Origin of the sequence: Micromonospora sp. DT4, assembly GCF_049841675.1 — a bacterium.
GTDB lineage: Bacteria > Actinomycetota > Actinomycetes > Mycobacteriales > Micromonosporaceae > Micromonospora.
This window is the reverse complement of record NZ_JBNCKT010000007.1, coordinates 18,518-36,153: the sequence shown is the minus strand read 5'-3', so window position 1 is coordinate 36,153 and position 17,636 is coordinate 18,518. Positions and strand designations below refer to the sequence as shown.

The 17,636-nt window shown below is 71.5% G+C and carries 16 protein-coding genes; 10 read left to right on the top strand and 6 right to left on the bottom strand.

What is annotated here, in order from left to right:
* Positions 1–73: 73 nt before the first annotated feature.
* The 4 genes from ACLQ24_RS04545 to ACLQ24_RS04530 all read left to right on the top strand — a co-directional run bounded on the left by ACLQ24_RS04545 (position 74) and on the right by ACLQ24_RS04530 (position 4,422).
* Positions 74–970, top strand: coding sequence for a septum formation family protein (locus ACLQ24_RS04545; RefSeq protein ID WP_425889131.1), 897 nt, complete (start codon positions 74–76; stop codon positions 968–970).
* 85 nt (positions 971–1,055) lie between these two features.
* Positions 1,056–2,750: an L-aspartate oxidase gene (locus ACLQ24_RS04540; RefSeq protein ID WP_425889130.1), complete on the top strand. Its 1,695-nt coding sequence runs from the start codon at positions 1,056–1,058 to the stop codon at positions 2,748–2,750.
* Positions 2,750–3,646 carry a carboxylating nicotinate-nucleotide diphosphorylase gene (nadC, locus tag ACLQ24_RS04535; RefSeq protein ID WP_425889129.1) on the top strand — a complete coding sequence of 299 codons (897 nt, stop codon included), beginning with the start codon at positions 2,750–2,752 and terminating at the stop codon, positions 3,644–3,646. The genes ACLQ24_RS04540 and nadC overlap by 1 nt, the downstream gene beginning before the upstream one ends.
* Before the next feature lie 17 nt (positions 3,647–3,663).
* On the top strand, positions 3,664–4,422 hold the full coding sequence (locus ACLQ24_RS04530; protein WP_421473539.1) for a type III pantothenate kinase: 759 nt from the start codon (positions 3,664–3,666) through the stop codon (positions 4,420–4,422).
* Positions 4,423–4,457: 35 nt separating this feature from the next.
* Here the strand turns inward: ACLQ24_RS04530 and ACLQ24_RS04525 are convergent, their stop codons facing one another.
* Complete coding sequence (locus ACLQ24_RS04525) at positions 4,458–4,601, bottom strand: hypothetical protein (protein ID WP_425889128.1); 144 nt, start codon at positions 4,599–4,601, stop codon at positions 4,458–4,460.
* Positions 4,602–4,690: 89 nt separating this feature from the next.
* On the opposite strand from ACLQ24_RS04525, the gene lysS reads away from it, so the two are divergent.
* The 3 genes from lysS (at position 4,691) to ACLQ24_RS04510 (ending at position 9,682) form a co-directional block, all read left to right on the top strand.
* The gene (lysS, locus tag ACLQ24_RS04520) at positions 4,691–6,199 is read left to right on the top strand and encodes a lysine--tRNA ligase (RefSeq protein ID WP_425889127.1); all 1,509 of its coding nucleotides are present in this window, start codon (positions 4,691–4,693) and stop codon (positions 6,197–6,199) included.
* A gap of 112 nt (positions 6,200–6,311) precedes the next feature.
* Positions 6,312–6,656: a histone-like nucleoid-structuring protein Lsr2 gene (locus ACLQ24_RS04515; RefSeq protein WP_425889126.1), complete on the top strand. Its 345-nt coding sequence runs from the start codon at positions 6,312–6,314 to the stop codon at positions 6,654–6,656.
* 482 nt (positions 6,657–7,138) lie between these two features.
* Entirely contained in the window at positions 7,139–9,682 is a 2,544-nt protein-coding gene (locus ACLQ24_RS04510; protein ID WP_425889125.1) for an ATP-dependent Clp protease ATP-binding subunit, read from the top strand.
* A gap of 335 nt (positions 9,683–10,017) precedes the next feature.
* Here the strand turns inward: ACLQ24_RS04510 and ACLQ24_RS04505 are convergent, their stop codons facing one another.
* Positions 10,018–10,929: an A/G-specific adenine glycosylase gene (locus ACLQ24_RS04505; RefSeq protein WP_425889124.1), complete on the bottom strand. Its 912-nt coding sequence runs from the start codon at positions 10,927–10,929 to the stop codon at positions 10,018–10,020.
* 96 nt (positions 10,930–11,025) lie between these two features.
* Between ACLQ24_RS04505 and ACLQ24_RS04500 the strand changes: the two genes are divergently transcribed.
* From ACLQ24_RS04500 to ACLQ24_RS04490, 3 genes are all read left to right on the top strand, one after another.
* A complete protein-coding gene (locus ACLQ24_RS04500; RefSeq protein WP_355238458.1) occupies positions 11,026–11,538 on the top strand; it encodes a glycine cleavage system protein R in 513 nt (170 codons plus the stop codon).
* Positions 11,535–12,107, top strand: coding sequence for a peptide deformylase (locus ACLQ24_RS04495; protein WP_425889123.1), 573 nt, complete (start codon positions 11,535–11,537; stop codon positions 12,105–12,107). Before ACLQ24_RS04500 ends, ACLQ24_RS04495 begins: the two co-directional genes overlap by 4 nt.
* A 117-nt stretch (positions 12,108–12,224) precedes the next feature.
* Positions 12,225–12,977, top strand: a complete 753-nt coding sequence (locus ACLQ24_RS04490; RefSeq protein ID WP_425889122.1) for a hypothetical protein — start codon at positions 12,225–12,227, stop codon at positions 12,975–12,977.
* 6 nt (positions 12,978–12,983) lie between these two features.
* On the opposite strand, the gene disA is transcribed toward ACLQ24_RS04490, so the two are convergent.
* The 4 genes from disA to ACLQ24_RS04470 all read right to left on the bottom strand — a co-directional run bounded on the left by disA (position 12,984) and on the right by ACLQ24_RS04470 (position 17,596).
* Positions 12,984–14,165 carry a DNA integrity scanning diadenylate cyclase DisA gene (disA, locus tag ACLQ24_RS04485; RefSeq protein ID WP_425889121.1) on the bottom strand — a complete coding sequence of 394 codons (1,182 nt, stop codon included), beginning with the start codon at positions 14,163–14,165 and terminating at the stop codon, positions 12,984–12,986.
* Positions 14,166–14,296: 131 nt separating this feature from the next.
* Positions 14,297–15,754 carry a DNA repair protein RadA gene (gene radA, locus ACLQ24_RS04480; protein WP_425889120.1) on the bottom strand — a complete coding sequence of 486 codons (1,458 nt, stop codon included), beginning with the start codon at positions 15,752–15,754 and terminating at the stop codon, positions 14,297–14,299.
* A gap of 86 nt (positions 15,755–15,840) precedes the next feature.
* Positions 15,841–16,617: a hypothetical protein gene (locus tag ACLQ24_RS04475; protein ID WP_425889119.1), complete on the bottom strand. Its 777-nt coding sequence runs from the start codon at positions 16,615–16,617 to the stop codon at positions 15,841–15,843.
* 139 nt (positions 16,618–16,756) lie between these two features.
* Positions 16,757–17,596 (bottom strand): UbiA family prenyltransferase, encoded by an 840-nt coding sequence (locus tag ACLQ24_RS04470; RefSeq protein WP_425889118.1) that lies wholly within the window; start codon positions 17,594–17,596, stop codon positions 16,757–16,759.
* Positions 17,597–17,636: the final 40 nt, after the last annotated feature.

Here is a 17,636-nt window from a genome sequence, read left to right as displayed (position 1 = left end):
TGTCACCGGAAGGTCATTTCCGGTTACCCTGGGCACGCTGGCGGAAGCCGGTAGGTGGCTGGGGGAGGCCGCGATGCGCCGTGCCATGACGACCCTGTTCGCCACTGCCGTCACGGCAGTGTTGCTGGTGGGCTGTGCCGGGTCCGGTGGTCTCGACGGTGACCTGACCGACGACTGGGCGGCGCTGGCGGCGGCCACGGCCTTCACGCCGGCCGCCGGGGTGTGCCAGGCCGCCGACTTCACCGAGGTGGTCACGCTGGCCGCCTACCAGCCGATCGACTGCGCCGGCCCGCACCTGGTGGAGACCGTGCACGTGGGGGCGTTCCCGCCCGAGCGGCCCGCCGCGCCGGCCAACGGCTCGGTGGAGCTGCGCGGCGCGTTCGCCGAGTGCGACACCAGGACCTCCGCGTACGTGGGCGACGACTGGCGGGCCGGGCGACTGCGCCTGTCGGTGGCGCTGCCCTCCGGGCCGGGCTGGGCGGCCGGCTCCCGCTGGTACCGGTGCGACCTGACCGAACTGACCACGGTCGAGGCTGCGGCCACGGTGGTGGTCCGGTCGGGGAGTCTGCGGAACGCGTTGAAGGGGGCCTCCGGGCTGCGGTTGGGCTGCCAGCAGACCCGCTCCGGGGCGGGACGCGGTGTGCAGACGCTGGTTCCGGTGGAGTGCGGTGGTCGGCACGATGCCGAGTTCGTGGGGGTGTGGCGAGCGCCGGACAGGCCGTACCCGGCCAAGGACGCCGACTGGGCGCCGCTCTACACCGGCTGCCGCAGCGTCCTCGGCCGCTACGTGGGTGTGCCCGACGACTCCGACCTGCGGTTCCGCAGTGGTGTGGTGGTGCGTCCGCCGGGTGCGGGGCGTTGGCGGGTCGGTGACCGTGGGGTTCGCTGTTACCTGTGGTTGAGTGACCGTACGGTCACGGCGTCGTTGAAGGGCGCGGGCTCGGCGGGTCTGCCGGTGCGAACGAAGTGAGCCGGTCCGCGCCGGACGAGGTAGCCCAAACCACTCGTTGAGCCCCCGCCTCTCCCGACGAGGATCCTTCGGGTTGACTGGTGGGATGGACCTTCCGACCGTCGACCTGCCGGCCCTGCCCAGACTGCTGGCTGCGCCCGAGCCCGGCTGGGTGGAGACCACCGACGTGATCGTGGTGGGGTCCGGGGTGGCGGGGCTGACCGCCGCGCTGCACCTGCGGGAGGCGGGCCTGCACGTCACGGTCGTCACCAAGGTCAACATCGATGACGGCTCGACCCGGTGGGCGCAGGGCGGCATCGCCGCGGTGCTCGACCCGGCGGACACCCCGGCGGCGCACGCCCGGGACACCGAGATCGCCGGCGTGCGGCTCTGCGACCCGGCGGCCGTTCGGGTCCTCGTCGAGGAGGGGCCTACGCGGCTGCGGGAGCTGATGCGGATCGGCGCCGAGTTCGACCGCCATCCGGACGGCTCGCTGATGCTGACCCGCGAGGGCGGCCACCGGGCGGACCGGATCGTGCACGCCGGCGGCGACGCGACGGGCGCCGAGGTGCAGCGGGCGCTGCACGCTGCGGTGCAACGCGACCCGTGGATCCGGTTGGTCGAGCACGCCCTCGTGCTGGACCTGCTGCGCGCACCCGGCGACGGCCCGGACGGGCTCGGCCCGGCCTGCGGGATCACGCTGCACGTGCTCGGTGAGGGCAGCGAGGACGGCGTGGGCGCGTTGCTGGCCCGGGCGGTGGTGCTGGCCACCGGCGGAATGGGGCAGATCTTCGCGGCCACCACCAACCCGGCGGTCTCCACCGGCGACGGCGTGGCGTTGGCGATGCGGGCCGGCGCGGCGGTGACCGACGTCGAGTTCGTCCAGTTCCACCCGACCGCGCTGATCACCCCCTCCCGTGCCGGGGTGCCCGGCGTCGGGCACGCGCAGCAGCCGCTCGTCTCTGAGGCGCTGCGCGGCGAGGGGGCGTACCTGGTGGACGCCGACGGCAAGCGGTTCATGGTGGGCCAGCACGAGTTGGCCGAGCTGGCCCCCCGGGACGTGGTGGCCAAGGGCATCCACCGGGTGCTGCTGGCCAGCGGCGCGGACCACGTCTTCCTCGACGCCCGGCACCTGGGCGGCGATTTCCTGGCCGGACGGTTTCCGACCATCGTGGCGTCCTGCCTGGCGATCGGCGTGGACCCGGCCACCGATCTGATCCCGGTCGCGCCGGCGGCCCACTACGCCTCCGGTGGGGTCCGCACCGACCTGCGCGGCCGCACGTCGATCCCCGGCCTGTACGCCTGCGGCGAGGTCGCCTGCACGGGCGTGCACGGCGCGAACCGGCTGGCCAGCAACTCACTGCTGGAAGGGCTGGTGTTCTCCCGGCGCATCGCCGACGACATCGCGGCCGGCCTGCCCGAGCAGGCCCAACCGGCGGACGTCGGCGCCTGGCGCGGTGGCGCGGGCTGGGTCGTGCCGGCCGAGGCGACGTCGACGTTGCAGTGGGCGATGACCCGCGGCGCCGGGGTGCTGCGCTCGGCGGCGACGCTGGCCGGGACGGCCGGGACGCTGACCGAGCTGGGTGCCGCCCGGGGTCGACCCCGGACCGCCGACTGGGAGGCGACGAACCTGCTCACGGTGGCGGCGACGCTCGTCGCGGCGGCGTACGCGCGGGACGAGACGCGGGGTTGCCACTGGCGGGAGGACTTCCCGACGGCGGACGAGCGGTGGCGGGGCCACCTCGTCGGTTCGGTCGGGGCGCAGGGCCGGGTGACGCAGCAGTGGGAGGGGAGCAACTGATGACGGAGTCGACGCGGGCGGCGCTGCGAGCAGCCGGACTGGACCCGGAACAGGTACGACGGGTGGTCGAAACCGCGCTGGTCGAGGATCTGGGGCCGGATTTCCTGGACGTCACCAGCGTGGCGACCATCCCGGCCGAGCAGACCGACACCGCGGATTTGATTGCCCGGGCGGACGGCGTGGTGGCCGGGCTGGCGGTGGCCGCCGCCGTGTTCGAGCTGGTGGGCGAGTTGACGGACTTCGGTCGTACCGTGGAGGTGTCCGTGTCGGCCCGCGACGGCGAGCGGGTGGCCCGCGGCGACGTGCTGGCGACGGTGACCGGGCCTACCCGGCTGCTGCTCACGGCCGAGCGGACGGCGCTGAACCTGCTCTGCCGGATGTCCGGGGTGGCCACCCACACCCGGGCCTGGGCGGACGCCCTGGCCGGCACGAAGGCCATGGTGCTGGACACCCGCAAGACGACGCCGGGCCTGCGGGCGTTGGAGAAGTACGCGGTCCGGGCCGGCGGTGGTACCAACAAGCGGATGGGCCTCTACGACGTGGCCATGATCAAGGACAACCACAAGCTGGCGGCCGGGGGCATCACGGCGGCGTACCGGCGGGTTCGGGAGTCGTTCCCGGAGGTGCCGGTGCAGGTCGAGGTGACCACCGTCGCCGAGGCCGTGGAGGCCGTGGAGGCCGGGGCCGACTTCCTGCTCTGCGACAACATGACCACCCAGGTGCTGGCCGAGGCGGTGGCCGCGGTGGGCGACCGGGCGGAGCTGGAGGCGACCGGCGGGCTGACCCTGGAGGTGGCGGCCCGGTACGCGGCCACCGGCGTCGACTTCCTGTCGGTGGGCGCGTTGACCCACTCGTCGCCGATCCTGGACATCGCGCTGGACCTGCGCACCGACTAGTTGTCTAGGCTTCGAGCGTGCTGCTCTGCATCGACATCGGAAACACCAACACCGTGCTGGCGACCTTCGAGGGCGACAAACTGGTGCACTCCTGGCGGATCAAGACCGATGCCCGTTCGACGGCGGACGAGCTGGGCCTGATGTTCCGGGGTCTGCTCGCCGGGGACAACGTCGAGATCACCGGTGTAGCGGCCTGCTCCACGGTGCCGGCCGCGCTGCGCTCGCTGCGGACCATGCTCGGCCGCTACTACGCCGACCTGCCGAGCGTCATCGTCGAGCCGGGCGTGCGCACCGGGGTGCAGTTGGCGATCGACAACCCGAAGGAGGTGGGCGCCGACCGGGTGGTGAACACCCTGGCCGCGTACACGCTCTACGGTGGGCCGTCGATCGTCGTGGACTTCGGCACCACCACCAACTTCGACGTGATCAGCGGTCGCGGCGAATTCCTCGGCGGCGCGTTCGCACCGGGCATCGAGATCTCGTTCGACGCGCTCGCGGCCCGGGCCGCCCAGCTGCGCAAGGTCGAGGCCACCAAGCCCCGCTCGGTGATCGGCAAGAACACAGTGGAGTGCCTCCAGTCCGGCCTGTACTTCGGCTTCGCGGGGCAGGTGGACCGGATCGTCGAGCGGATGACCGAGGAGTTGGGCGAGGTGCGGGCGGTGATCGCCACCGGCGGCCTCGCCTCCCTGGTGATGAACGAATGCCGCAGCATCACCCACCACGAGCCGATGATCACGCTGATCGGCCTGCGGATGGTCTACGAGCGCAACCTCTGACCCGGCCGCCGCCGGGGCCGGCCTCCGTGCGGGCCTCAGCGTCGCCGGGCCCGCAGGACGATCGGCCGGTACGGCAGGTCGACGGTCTCCCGCCCGATCAGCTCGGGATAGCGGGGCCGGAACCGGTCGTAATCGCCCGCTGCGACGCCGAAGGAGAGCGCCTGAGTGTGATCGACCATGACGGGCAGGTCATCCGGTAACAGCCTCCGGAGCGCTTGAGTACGCTCGGGCCTGACCCCCTGTATCTCCCGTGACGAGGAAGCGTGCCGTGAGCGAGCAGAACGCCGTGCCAGTGGACCCCGCCGACGACCTTCCCGAGCAGATGAAGGTCCGCCGGGAGAAGCGGAACCGGATGCTCGCCGACGGCGTCGAGCCCTATCCGGTCGGGTTCCCCCGGACCAGCACGCTGGCCGAGATCCGTACCCGCTACGCCGAGCTGCCCACCGACACCGCCACCGGCGACGAGGTCTCGGTCACCGGCCGGGTGATCTTCGTACGCAACACGGGGAAGCTCTGCTTCGCGACCCTGCGCGACGGCGACGGCACCGAGTTGCAGGCCATGCTCTCCCTCGACCGGGTCGGCCCGGAGCGGCTGGAGGCCTGGAAGCGCCTGGTCGACCTGGGTGACCACGTCGGCGTGACCGGTGAGGTGATCACCAGCCGTCGGGGCGAGTTGTCCGTGCTGGCGCAGCGGTGGGAGATGACCGCCAAGGCGCTGCGACCGCTACCGGTGGCGTACAAGCCGCTCTCCGAGGAGGCACGGGTCCGGCAGCGCTACGTCGACCTGATCGTCCGGCCGCAGGCCCGGCAGATGGTTCGTACCCGTGCGGCGGCGGTACGCAGTCTGCGCGACTCACTGCACGGCCAGGGGTTCATCGAGGTGGAAACTCCGATGCTGCAGCTCCTGCACGGTGGTGCGGCAGCCCGACCGTTCGTGACCCACAGTAATGCGCTGAGCACTGATCTGTATCTGCGAATCGCTCCGGAACTGTTTCTGAAGCGTGCCGTCGTCGGTGGTGTGGACCGCGTCTTCGAGATCAACCGCAACTTCCGTAATGAGGGTGTCGACTCTTCGCACTCGCCGGAGTTCGCGATGCTGGAGACCTACCAGGCGTACGGCGACTACGACACGATGGCCGACTTGACCCGCAATCTCGTGCAACAGGCCGCGATCGCGGTCAGCGGCTCGACGGTGGTGACCCACGCTGACGGGCAGGGGTTCGACCTGGGCGGCGAGTGGCGATCGGTGACCCTGTTCGGGGTCCTTTCCGAGGCACTCGGCGAGGAAGTCACGGTCCGCACCGAACGTTCCCGGCTGGTCGAGTACGCGGACAAGGTGGGATTGGCCGTGGACCCGAAGTGGGGTCCCGGCAAGCTCGCCGAGGAACTGTTCGAGGAACTGGTCGTCCCCGGCCTGCAGGCGCCGACCTTCGTGCGCGACTACCCGGAGGAGACCAGTCCGCTCACCCGGGCACACCGCAGCGAGCCGGGACTGGCCGAGAAGTGGGACCTGTACGTACTCGGCTTCGAGCTGGGCACCGCGTACTCCGAGCTGGTCGACCCCGTGGTGCAGCGGGAACGCCTGGTGGCCCAGGCGCAGCTCGCCGCCCGCGGTGATGACGAGGCGATGCGTCTCGACGAGGACTTTCTCCGGGCCATGGAGTACGGAATGCCTCCGGCCGGGGGTATGGGAATGGGAATCGACCGCCTGTTGATGGCCCTGACCGGCCTCGGAATTCGGGAAACGATCCTCTTCCCGTTGGTCCGCCCGGAGTAGTCGTCCGCCGACTCCCAGCGACTCGTAACGGCATCCTATTGACGGAGTGAGCAGCACGCGGGTTATTGTGCTCTCCTTAGCAGGAGTGCCCTGCTCGAAAGGAATGTGGGACGTGGCCAAGCAGATCATTCACAAGCTGGTCGATGACCTGGACGGCGGGGACGCGGATGAAACCGTCAAGTTCGCGCTCGACGGCGTTCAGTACGAGATCGACCTGTCCGGCGCCAACGCCGCGAAATTGCGCGACGTATTCGCGCCGTACGTCGGGGCCGGCACCAAGGTGGGTCGCGGTGGCGTCGTGATCGGTGGGCGGGCCGCCCGCGGTCGTGGTGGCGCCACCGCCGACCGGGAGCAGAACAAGGCGATCCGGGACTGGGCCAAGAAGGCCGGCAAGGACATCTCGGACCGGGGTCGTATTCCGCAGGAGATCGTCGACGAGTACCACGCCAAGCGCTGATCCGTTCTGCTGACCGGTGGCAGCCGCCACCGCAGGGCGACACCGACGCCGGGCCGGAGCATCCTCCGGGCCGGCGTCGCCGTCTTTTCACCCCGGGCGGGCCGCATCCGGCGGCCGGGGTGGCGGGCGGGAATGTCGTGCGGCCCGGGCGACGTTGTCCACAGGCAGTGGAGAAGTTGTCCACAACCTGTGGATGATCGTCCCAGACCCCCGCTCGGCCTCTCCGGAGGCAGGGAAAGGCTTCCGCGTGGACCACCGGATTTCGCTCTGCGCGTAGCTACAGGGGTACCGGAACACCTCCTGAGCGCGCACGGTTGTGCAAAACGACGTGGAATCGACCCCGACCAGAGAGACACGACCTCAGCTGAGTCGGTCAGCGACGATAGAGTAGGGAGGCACGGACGCCCGTCCTGGACGTTCGTGCACCGGCCCCGCCAAGATCTAGACCATCAAGGCGCACGGCACGTGAGGAGCACGAGGGCATGTTCGAGCGGTTCACCGACCGAGCGCGACGGGTTGTCGTCCTGGCCCAAGAAGAGGCCCGGATGCTCAACCACAACTACATCGGTACGGAGCACATCCTGCTGGGCCTCATCCACGAGGGTGAGGGAGTCGCCGCCAAGGCTCTGGAGAGCCTGGGCATCTCCCTGGAGGGTGTGCGCCAGCAGGTCGAGGAGATCATCGGCCAGGGTCAGCAGGCGCCGAGCGGGCACATCCCGTTCACGCCGCGGGCCAAGAAGGTGCTGGAGCTGTCGCTGCGCGAGGCGCTACAGCTCGGCCACAACTACATCGGCACGGAGCACATCCTGCTCGGGCTGATCCGCGAGGGTGAGGGCGTCGCTGCCCAGGTGCTGGTCAAGCTCGGCGCCGACCTCAACCGGGTCCGCCAGCAGGTGATCCAGCTCCTCTCCGGCTACCAGGGCAAGGAGCCCGCCGCGGCAGGAGCCGCGCCGGGTGAGGCCGCGCCGTCGACCAGCCTCGTGCTGGACCAGTTCGGCCGCAACCTGACCCAGGCCGCCCGCGAGGGCAAGCTCGACCCGGTCATCGGGCGCGAGAAGGAAATCGAGCGGGTCATGCAGGTGCTCTCCCGCCGTACCAAGAACAACCCGGTCCTGATCGGTGAGCCCGGCGTCGGTAAGACCGCCGTGGTGGAGGGGCTTTCCCAGAAGATCATCAAGGGCGAGGTGCCCGAGACTCTGAAGGACAAGCAGCTCTACACGCTCGATCTCGGTGCGCTGGTCGCGGGTTCCCGCTACCGCGGTGACTTCGAGGAGCGCCTCAAGAAGGTGCTCAAGGAGATCCGCACCCGCGGCGACATCATCCTGTTCATCGACGAGATTCACACCCTGGTGGGTGCGGGTGCCGCCGAGGGCGCGATCGACGCCGCGAGTATCCTCAAGCCGATGCTGGCCCGTGGTGAGCTGCAGACCATCGGTGCCACCACGCTCGACGAGTACCGCAAGCACCTGGAGAAGGACGCCGCTCTCGAGCGCCGGTTCCAGCCGATCCAGGTGGGTGAGCCGTCGCTGGCGCACACCATCGAGATCCTCAAGGGCCTGCGTGACCGTTACGAGGCGCACCACCGGGTCTCGATCACCGACGCCGCTCTCGTGGCTGCCGCGACCCTGGCCGACCGGTACATCTCCGACCGCTTCCTGCCGGACAAGGCGATCGACCTGATCGACGAGGCCGGCGCCCGGATGCGGATCCGTCGGATGACCGCGCCGCCAGACCTGCGTGACTTCGACGAGCGCATCGCCCAGGTGCGTCGCGACAAGGAGTCCGCGATCGACGCGCAGGACTTCGAGCGCGCCGCCCAGCTTCGCGACAAGGAGAAGCAGCTCCTCGGTCAGAAGGCGCAGCGGGAGAAGGAGTGGAAGGCCGGTGACCTGGACGTCGTCAGCGAGGTCGACGACGAGCAGATCGCCGAGGTGCTCGGCAACTGGACCGGCATCCCGGTCTACAAGCTGACCGAGGAGGAGACCTCGCGCCTGCTGCGCATGGAGGACGAGCTGCACAAGCGCGTCATCGGCCAGGAGGACGCGGTCAAGGCGGTCTCGAAGGCGATCCGGCGTACCCGGGCCGGCCTGAAGGACCCGAAGCGCCCCTCGGGCTCGTTCATCTTCGCCGGCCCGTCCGGTGTCGGTAAGACCGAGCTGTCGAAGGCGCTCGCCGAGTTCCTCTTCGGCAGCGAGGACGCCCTCATCCAGCTGGACATGTCCGAGTTCCACGACCGTTACACGGTCTCCCGGCTCGTGGGTGCCCCTCCCGGCTACGTCGGCTACGACGAGGGCGGGCAGCTGACCGAGAAGGTGCGCCGTCGGCCGTTCTCGGTGGTCCTCTTCGACGAGATCGAGAAGGCCCACCCGGACGTGTTCAACACGCTCCTGCAGATCCTCGAAGACGGTCGGCTCACCGACGGTCAGGGCCGGATCGTGGACTTCAAGAACACGGTCATCATCCTGACCACCAACCTGGGCACCCGTGACGTCGCCAAGGCGGTGTCGCTGGGCTTCCAGGCCTCTGAGGACTCCGAGTCCAACTACGACCGGATGAAGCAGAAGGTCAACGACGAGCTCAAGCAGCACTTCCGGCCTGAGTTCCTCAACCGGATCGACGACACCATCGTCTTCCACCAGCTGCGCCAGACCGAGATCCTCTCGATCGTGGACATCATGATCCAGCGGATCGAGGGCCAGCTGCGCAACAAGGACATGGGTCTGGAGCTGACCGACAACGCCAAGAAGTACCTGGCTGCGAAGGGCTTCGACCCGGTGCTCGGTGCCCGTCCGCTTCGTCGCACGATCCAGCGCGACATCGAGGACAACCTCTCCGAGCGGATCCTGTTCAACGAGCTGACCCCCGGTCAGATCGTCGTGGTGGACTGCGAGGGCGACCCGAACGACATCGACAAGTCCAAGCTCGTCTTCCACGGCGCGGACAAGCCGGTCGAGGTTCCGGACGCCGTTCCGGCCGACCTCGGTGGCACCGCCGCCGGCACCGCGGCACCGGGCGCCGACGAGTAGCACGACCAGCAGCACAAGGGGCGGGGCTCCGGCGGCGCAAGCCACGGGGGCCCCGCCCCTTTCTGCGCGCCCGCGACGTCGTATCCGCCGACGCCCCACCCGCAACTTCGGGGAAACTGCTGCTTCCCGACGGCCGGAGGCAGCACTATCCCTGATGTTGCGCGGCGGGCCGGCCGAGAGCACCGGCATGATCGCGCAGCATCCTGGATGTAGTGGTATCCGGCGCGGCTGACACCACTACATCCGGGATCGAGCGTGATCTAGCTTCGGGGCGCGGGGCGCGGGGCGCGGGGCGCGGGGCGCGGGGCGCGGGGCGTCGGGGCGCAGGCACGGAGTCAGGTGGTTAGGTCCGCGGTGGGGTTGGACGGGCCGTCGCCGGCCAGCCGGAACGAGTCGGTGCCGACCGGTTCCACCAGCCCGTCCTGCACGAGGCCCGCCAGTGCCCGTGCGCGCTGCACGGCATCGGTCCAGACCTGGTCGAGGCGCTGGTGCGGGACCGGCCCGGTGGTCTCCCGGAGCACACCGAGCAGCAGTCCGCGTACCTGCCGGTCGGTGCCCGCGTACCGCTGGGGGCGGCGGGTCGGGCCGGTCGGTGGTTCCTGCCCGGAGGCCCGCCAGGCGCAGACCGACTCGACCGGGCAGGCCGTGCAGCGCGGTGAGCGGGCAGTGCAGAGCACCGCTCCCAGCTCCATGAAGGCGGCGCTGGCGAGGGCGGCCGCGGCGGACTCCGGCGGCAGCAACTCCTCGGTGGCGACCAGGTCGGCGGGACGGGTGGCCGGTCCGGCGTCCGGCTCACCGGCCACGGCTCGACAGACCACCCGGCGTACGTTCGTGTCGACCACCGGGTGCCGTTGCCCGAACGCGAACGCGGCCACCGCGCGCGCCGTGTACGTGCCCACACCGGGCAGCGCCAGCAACTGTTCCAGCCGGTCGGGCACCTGGCCGCCGTGTCGGTCCACGATGGCCACCGCGCATTCCCGCAGACGGACCGCGCGGCGGGGATAGCCGAGGCGTCCCCACATGCGGATCGCCTCGGCCGGGGTGTCCGCCGCCAGCGCGGCGGGGTCGGGCCAGCGGGTCAGCCAGGCGTGCCAGGCCGGCACCACCCGGACCACCGGCGTCTGCTGGAGCATGACCTCGCTGACCAGGATGGCCCAGGGGCTCACGCCGGGTTTCCGCCACGGCAGGTCACGGGCGTGCTGCTGGAACCATCGGCTGACCAGGGCGGCGAAATCGGGTTGAGTCATGGCGTCGTCGATGATGTCACGCGGTCCGGTCCCGCTGGTTGGGCGGCTCGGGCGGGGTGTCGCGGTGGCGGTGGGCGGATCGGGGAGAATGCGCGGATGAACGAGCTCGCGATCACCGTCATCGGTCGGGACCGGCCGGGCATCGTGGCCGACGTCGCCGAGGTGCTGGCCCGGCTGGGCGCGAACCTCACCGACAGCACGATGACCCGACTGCGGGGGCACTTCGCGATGACCCTCATCTGCACGGGGCCGGCCGCCGCCGAGGTGGAGGCGGCGCTGGTGCCGCTGGCGGCCGAGGGGCAGCTACTGGCGACCGTACGCGCGGTCACGCCCGACGGTGCGGTGGCGCCGGCCGGCGAGCCGTACGTGCTGGCGGTGCACGGGTCGGACCGGATGGGCATCGTGGCGGCGATGACCCGCGTGCTCGTGGACGCCGGCGGCAACGTCACCGACCTGAGCACCCGGCTGGCGGGTTCGCTCTACGTGGTGTTGGCCGAGGTCGAGTTGCCGGCGGGGGTCGTCGAGGCGCTGACCGAACGGCTGCACCGGACGGCCGCCGAGGTGGGGGTCGAGGTCACCCTCCGGCCGGCAGATCCGGACCTGCTGTGAGCGACGGGCAGGGTGGGCCGTACGACGGTCTGGGGGGTTGGACGCCGGAGTCGCTTGCTGTGGCGGGCGAGGTGCGGGCGGTCGTGTCGGCCCCGCACCCGGTGCTGAGCCGGGCCGGAGGCGACGTCGACCCGACCGCCGAGGAGACCGTCCGGTTGGCCGCCGACCTGGTCGCCACGATGCGGGTCTCGCCGGGCTGCGTGGGCCTGGCGGCGCCGCAGGTCGGCGTGGGCGCCCGGGTCTTCGCCGTCGACGTGACAGGCCATCCGAAGGCGGTCACCGTGCACGGCACCTTCGTGCTCTGCAACGCCCGGGTGGTCGAGGCGACCCGATGGAAGCCGGGCCGGGAGGGGTGCATGTCCGTGCCGGACCTGACCGGGGACGTGAAGCGGGCCAGTCGACTGGTGGTGGAGGGCGACCTGCCGGGTACGGGCGCGCTCGTCCGGTTGGTGACGGACGGCTTCGAGGCGCGGGCGTTGCAGCACGAGATCGACCACTGCGAGGGGCAGCTCTTCCTGGATCGGGTGGCCGGTGCGCACGCCGTCTACCAGCGCAAGGTCTACCTCTGACCGGGTGGGCGGACGCTGGTTCGTTCGTCCTCAATGGAGCTTTGTCGCGCCGTCCCGGTGGCGCTCCGGCGCGTCGTGACCCACGCGTGGGTGCGGCGCGACTACGGTGGGGGCATCATGCGTCTGACGGTCGGCCCCCTGCCACCCGCCGTGTACTGGCGGCGTCGCGCCGTCGTACTCGGAGCGGGGCTTCTCTTCCTGATTGTCCTGCTCTACTCCTGCACCGGCCCGGGTCGCTCCGGCGGGCAGACGGGGGCGGGGGCGACGTCGACTCCGACGTCGAGCCCGGGGCCGAGTGGGTCAATGCTGACCCCGCAGACCGGGGCGCCGCCGGCATCCGGCTCCGCGGAGCCGAATGCCACGGACCGGTCCGCCGATCCGAATGCCTCGAATGCGAATGGCACGGGTCCGAGTCCCGAGGTCACCAGCAACGACCCGCCACCGAGCTCGGCCGCCGGGTCGGTCGACGACGGCACCTGCACCGACGCGGAGATCAGCGTGACGTCGGTGGCGCGGCCCAGTTCGGTACAGCGTGGCGCGGTGGTGGACCTGCAACTGAAGATCAAGAACACCTCGGACCGTACGTGCAGCCGCAACGTCGGCGCCGACCTCCAGGAGATCTTCATCAAGGCCGGCGCCGAGAAGGTGTGGTCCTCCGACACCTGCGGCAAGGTCCAGGGCTCGGACGTGCAGTCGTTCACGCCCGGATTCGAGCGCTCCTACCAGCTGGGCTGGAACGGGCGGGACACCACGCGCTGCGATGGCGCGGGGCTGGCCGCCGGCCCGTTCGCGCCGGCCGGCACGTACCAGGTGTTCGCACGGGTCGGCACCAAGTACAGCGCACCCGCGAAGATCACCATCACCGGCTGAGCCGGATCAGACGTACCGCTCCAGGATGGAAGCCTCCGCGAGCCGGGACAGGCCCTCGCGGACGCCCCGGGCGCGGGCGTCGCCCACTCCCTCGACGGCCTGGAGGTCCTCGACGGTCGCGCCCAGCAGGCGCTGGAGGCTGCCGAAGTGCAGCACGAGACGGTCGACCACGGCCACCGGCAGGCGCGGCACCTTGGCCAGCAGCCGGAAGCCACGCGGGCTGACGGCGGCGTCCAGCGCGTCCGACGCGGCCGGATAGCCGATCGCCTTGGCGACCGACACCAGGTCGATCAGCTCGGTGGCACCGAGCAGATCAAGCTCGACCAGCGCCTCGTCCAGCGTGCGCGACTTGCGGCCGACGGGCAGGTAGTCCCGGATGACCAGCGTGCGGTCGGCGTCGACGCCGGCCATCAGCTCGTCGAGTTGAAGGGCGAGCAGTCGACCGTCGGTGCCCAGCTCGACGACGTAACCGGCGATTTCGTCGGCGATCCGCCGGACCATCTCCAGCCGCTGCACCACCGCCACCGCGTCCCGCACGGTGACCAGGTCTTCGATCTCGAGCGCGGAGAGTGTGCCGGAGACCTCGTCCAGCCGGAGCTTGTACCGCTCGAGGGTGGCCAGCGCCTGGTTGGCACGGGAGAGGATCGCCGCCGAGTCGTCGAGGACGTGCCGCTGACCGTTGACGTAGAGGCTGATGATCCGCATTGACTGGCTGACCGAGATCACCGGGTAGCCGGTCTGCCGGGCGACCCGCTCGGCGCTGCGGTGCCGGGTGCCCGACTCCTCCGTCGGAATGGACGGGTCGGGCATCAGGTGCACGGCGGCCCGGACGATGCGGGTGCCGTCGCTGGACAGCACCACGGCGCCGTCCATCTTGCACAGCTCCCGGACCCGGGTCGCGGAGAACTCGACGTCCAGCGGGAAGCCGCCGGTGCAGAGACCCTCGACGACCTTGTCGTAGCCGAGCACGATGAGCGCGCCGGTGCGACCCCGCAGGATGCGCTCCAACCCGTCGCGCAACGCGGTGCCGGGCGCCATCAGGGCGAGGTTCGCCCGCAGCGGATCGCCGGCGCCCCCGGCAGCGGTGGTCACGCTCACGCTGATCGGGCGGGCCGGCGAGCCCACGGCGCCGGTGCGGGCCTGGGGCGGCGCTCCGGCAGGCTTGGTGGTATCGCGGTCGATCGGCACGGGCACAGTCTACGGACTGCCGTGCGGTGGGTGCTGTCGTGGTTACTGTGATGTGTCACGATGCCGCCCTTCGAACCGTTCCCACTTGCGCCGATGCTGTCCGGTATCGCCGTTGGCGTCGGCACGCTGAGTCACTCGGCGGACGCGCGGGCCGCGTGGTGCAGGGCCGAACGGACATCAGTGACCTCGGTCACCCGCATCTGCTCGGGACCGGCGCCGGTGCTGGTCGGGCCGCAACCGGACGGAACGAGCGCCACCTTGAAACCCAGGCGGGCGGCCTCGGCCAGTCGGCGTGGCACCGCCCCGACCCGGCGGACCTCGCCGGTCAGCCCCACCTCGCCGATCGCCACGAGGTGCGGCGCGATCGCCAGGTTGAGCCCACCGGAGGCGACCGCCAGCGCGACGGCCAGATCGGCGGCCGGCTCCACCACCCGGATGCCGCCCACGGTGGCCGCGAACACCTCCCGGTCGTGCAGGGTCAACCGTTCGGTGCGCCGTTGCAGGACCGCGAGCACCATGGCCAGGCGGGCCGAGTCGAGGCCCGAGACCGTACGGCGGGGGGAGCCGGCCACCGTCGCGCCGATCAAGGCCTGCACCTCGGTGACCAGAGCCCGCCGTCCCTCCATCGCCACGGTCACGCAGGTGCCGGGCACCGGTTCCGAGTAGCGGGTGAGGAACAGCCCGGACGGGTCGGCCAGGCTACTGATGCCGCCCTCGTGCATCTCGAAGCAGCCGACCTCGTCGGCCGCCCCGAACCGGTTCTTGACGCCGCGCACGAGCCGCAGCGAGGAGTGCTTGTCGCCCTCGAAGTGCAGCACCACGTCGACCAGGTGCTCCAGCACGCGGGGCCCGGCCACCTGGCCGTCCTTGGTGACGTGCCCGACCAGCACGGTGGCGATGCCCCGCTCCTTGGCGACCGACACCAGTGCGGCGGTGACCGCGCGTACCTGGGTCACGCCGCCGGGCACACCCTCGGTGCCGGTGGTCGAGATGGTCTGCACCGAGTCGAGAACCAGCAGGCCCGGCTTGACGGCGTCGAGGTGCCCGAGCACCGACGCCAGGTCGCTCTCGGCCGCCAGGTAGAGCTGGTCGTGCAGGGTGCCCATCCGCTCGGCGCGCAGCCGGACCTGACTCACCGACTCCTCCCCGCTGACCACCAGGGAAGGGCTGCCGGCACCCACCGCCCACTGCTGCGCCACGTCCAGCAGGAGGGTCGACTTGCCCACGCCGGGCTCGCCGGCGAGCAGCACGACCGCGCCAGGCACCAGGCCACCGCCGAGCACGCGGTCCAGCTCGCTCACGCCGGTCGGTCGGGCACGGGCCGGAGCGGCGCTGATGGTGGCGATCGGCCGCGCCGGCTCGGCCGGCAGCCGTGAACTGACCACCCGACCGGAGACGGTCGGCCCGGTCACCGTCGATTCCACCACCGAGCCCCACTCGCCGCACTCCGGGCAGCGACCCACCCACTTGGGCGGCTGGTGCCCACAGGCGTCGCACTCGTACGCCGGGCGCGGCTCGCGGGTGGCGGACCGGGCACGGGGGGCACCGGCCGTGCCGCCACGGCCAGAGGTCGATCGGGAGGTGGTCACATCAGGACGCTAGCCCTCCCGTACGACGAAAACACCCCGGCGTGGTGGTTCCCACGCCGGGGTGTTTCGGTACTGAAGGATCGGGGTCAGTCGTGGGTGGTGCCGCCCTCGTCGCCCTCGTAGCCGCCCTCGCGCTCGATGATCGGCGAGGCGGGGGCCGCCGGGGTGAGCGGCACCGCGATCGGCGCCGGACCGGTGACCGTGTTGCCGTTGCCGAAGTCGAAGGTCACGACGACGCTCTGGCCGGAGCGCAGCGCCTCGGTCAGACCGACCAACCGCAGCTGCGAGGTGGCCTCCGAGTTGAGCTGGAGGTAGCTCAGCGGGGCCAGTTCGATGCGGGCGGGCTGCCCCGGCGCGGCAGCGCTCGCCGAACCCGACGCCCGCGCCGACTCCGGGGCGGACGGCGTCGCCGACGACGAACCGGTCTCCGACGGGGTCGCCGACGGGCTGGCCGAGCCGGACTCGCGGGTCGACGGGGTGGCCGAGCCCGACGGGCTGGCGGAGGCCGACTCCGGGGCGGACGGCGTCGGGCTCGCCGACCCACCCGAGATCAGCACCTCGCGGGCGCTCTGGGTGGTGACGGTGACCGTCACGGTGCTCTTCGAGTCGTTGTAGATCACGGCGTTGAGCGGGGCGTCCTGGCCGGCCCGGTAACCCTCGGTGCCGGGGTAGGTGACCAGCAGACCACGCACCGAGTAGGCGCCGTTGGGGGTCGTGAGGTTGACGCCCTGGACCGACGGCTCCTTCAAAGCCGTCTCGGCGACCTGACCGGCGCCGCATCCGGACGCGAGCAGGCTGGTAGCCGCCGCCATCCCGGCCAGCAGCAGGGCCGCCCGCCGGGATCCCCTGATCGAGCGCGTCACGTCGGTCCTCCTCGTTGCGATCCCCACCCGGCCGCACGCCGGGCACGGTGGCCATACCCGCGCAGACCGCGCTCCAGGGTAGTTGGAGCTGATCGAGGCCCGCACGGGGACCCGGCAATGCCACCTCCCCGGGTGCCCGTCACACCACCCGACCGCTCGCCACCAGCAGAACGACGTCGATGAGAGCCACCAGCATCACCGCCCGGAAGGCAGCCACCGGCCGCCGGCCCGCCCGGGCCACCGAGCGTTCGGCGTACCAGCTCAGAGGTGGCACGACCGCGGCCGTGGCGACCGCCGCGAGCCCGAGGGCCGACGGCGGCCCGGGCGGCCCCAGGACCAGGACGGCGGTCGCGGCGAGGAGCAGCCCCGCTGCGGCCGCCCGGCTACCCGCCGCGCCGAAGCGGTGCGGCAGGCCGCGTACACCGGTCCGGGCATCGTCGGCGAGGTCGGGCAGCACGTTGGCGAAGTGCGCGCCGGCCCCGAGGCAGGCCGCCGCCGTCAGGAGCCAGACCGGTGGAGTCGGCTCGCCGGGGAGCGCCAGCACCACGAAGCCGGGCAGCGCGCCGAAGGACACGGCGTACGGCAGGACCGAGAAGGCGGTGGCCTTGAGCGGCCAGTCGTAGAGCAGCGCGGAGACCAGGGCGACCGTGAGCCAGAGCGCCGCCCGGGGGTTCGTGGTCAGCGCCAGCAGCGGGCACGCCAGCGCGGCGGCCGCGGCGGCCCAGGCCGTGACGCGCCGGCCCACCGCGCCAGCGGCGACCGGCTTGTCGGTACGCCCCACAGTGGCGTCCCGCTCGGCGTCCAACGCGTCGTTGGTCCAGCCGACCGCGAGCTGGCTGGCGAGTACGGCCAGCACCACCGAGACGATTCCTACCGGCCGGTGCCCCACTCCCCAGGCCAGCAGACCAGACACTGTGGTCACCGCGGCGGCCGGTTCTGGATGGCTCGCTCTGACCAGCCCTAACACCCTCGACGACATAAGGGAAGTCTGGTCGTTACCGAGCAGTCGTGCCACGCTC

Excerpts from the sequence above, each read along its gene's own strand:
- ACLQ24_RS04545 (WP_425889131.1), top strand. The coding sequence starts at position 74 with ATGCGCCGTGCCATGACGACCCTGTTCGCCACTGCCGTCACGGCAGTG.
- ACLQ24_RS04540 (WP_425889130.1), top strand. The coding sequence starts at position 1,056 with ATGGACCTTCCGACCGTCGACCTGCCGGCCCTGCCCAGACTGCTGGCT.
- nadC (WP_425889129.1), top strand. The coding sequence starts at position 2,750 with ATGACGGAGTCGACGCGGGCGGCGCTGCGAGCAGCCGGACTGGACCCG.
- ACLQ24_RS04525 (WP_425889128.1), bottom strand. The coding sequence starts at position 4,601 with ATGGTCGATCACACTCAGGCGCTCTCCTTCGGCGTCGCAGCGGGCGAT.
- ACLQ24_RS04510 (WP_425889125.1), top strand. The coding sequence starts at position 7,139 with ATGTTCGAGCGGTTCACCGACCGAGCGCGACGGGTTGTCGTCCTGGCC.
- ACLQ24_RS04505 (WP_425889124.1), bottom strand. The coding sequence starts at position 10,929 with ATGACTCAACCCGATTTCGCCGCCCTGGTCAGCCGATGGTTCCAGCAG.
- ACLQ24_RS04500 (WP_355238458.1), top strand. The coding sequence starts at position 11,026 with ATGAACGAGCTCGCGATCACCGTCATCGGTCGGGACCGGCCGGGCATC.
- ACLQ24_RS04490 (WP_425889122.1), top strand. The coding sequence starts at position 12,225 with ATGCGTCTGACGGTCGGCCCCCTGCCACCCGCCGTGTACTGGCGGCGT.
- ACLQ24_RS04470 (WP_425889118.1), bottom strand. The coding sequence starts at position 17,596 with ATGTCGTCGAGGGTGTTAGGGCTGGTCAGAGCGAGCCATCCAGAACCG.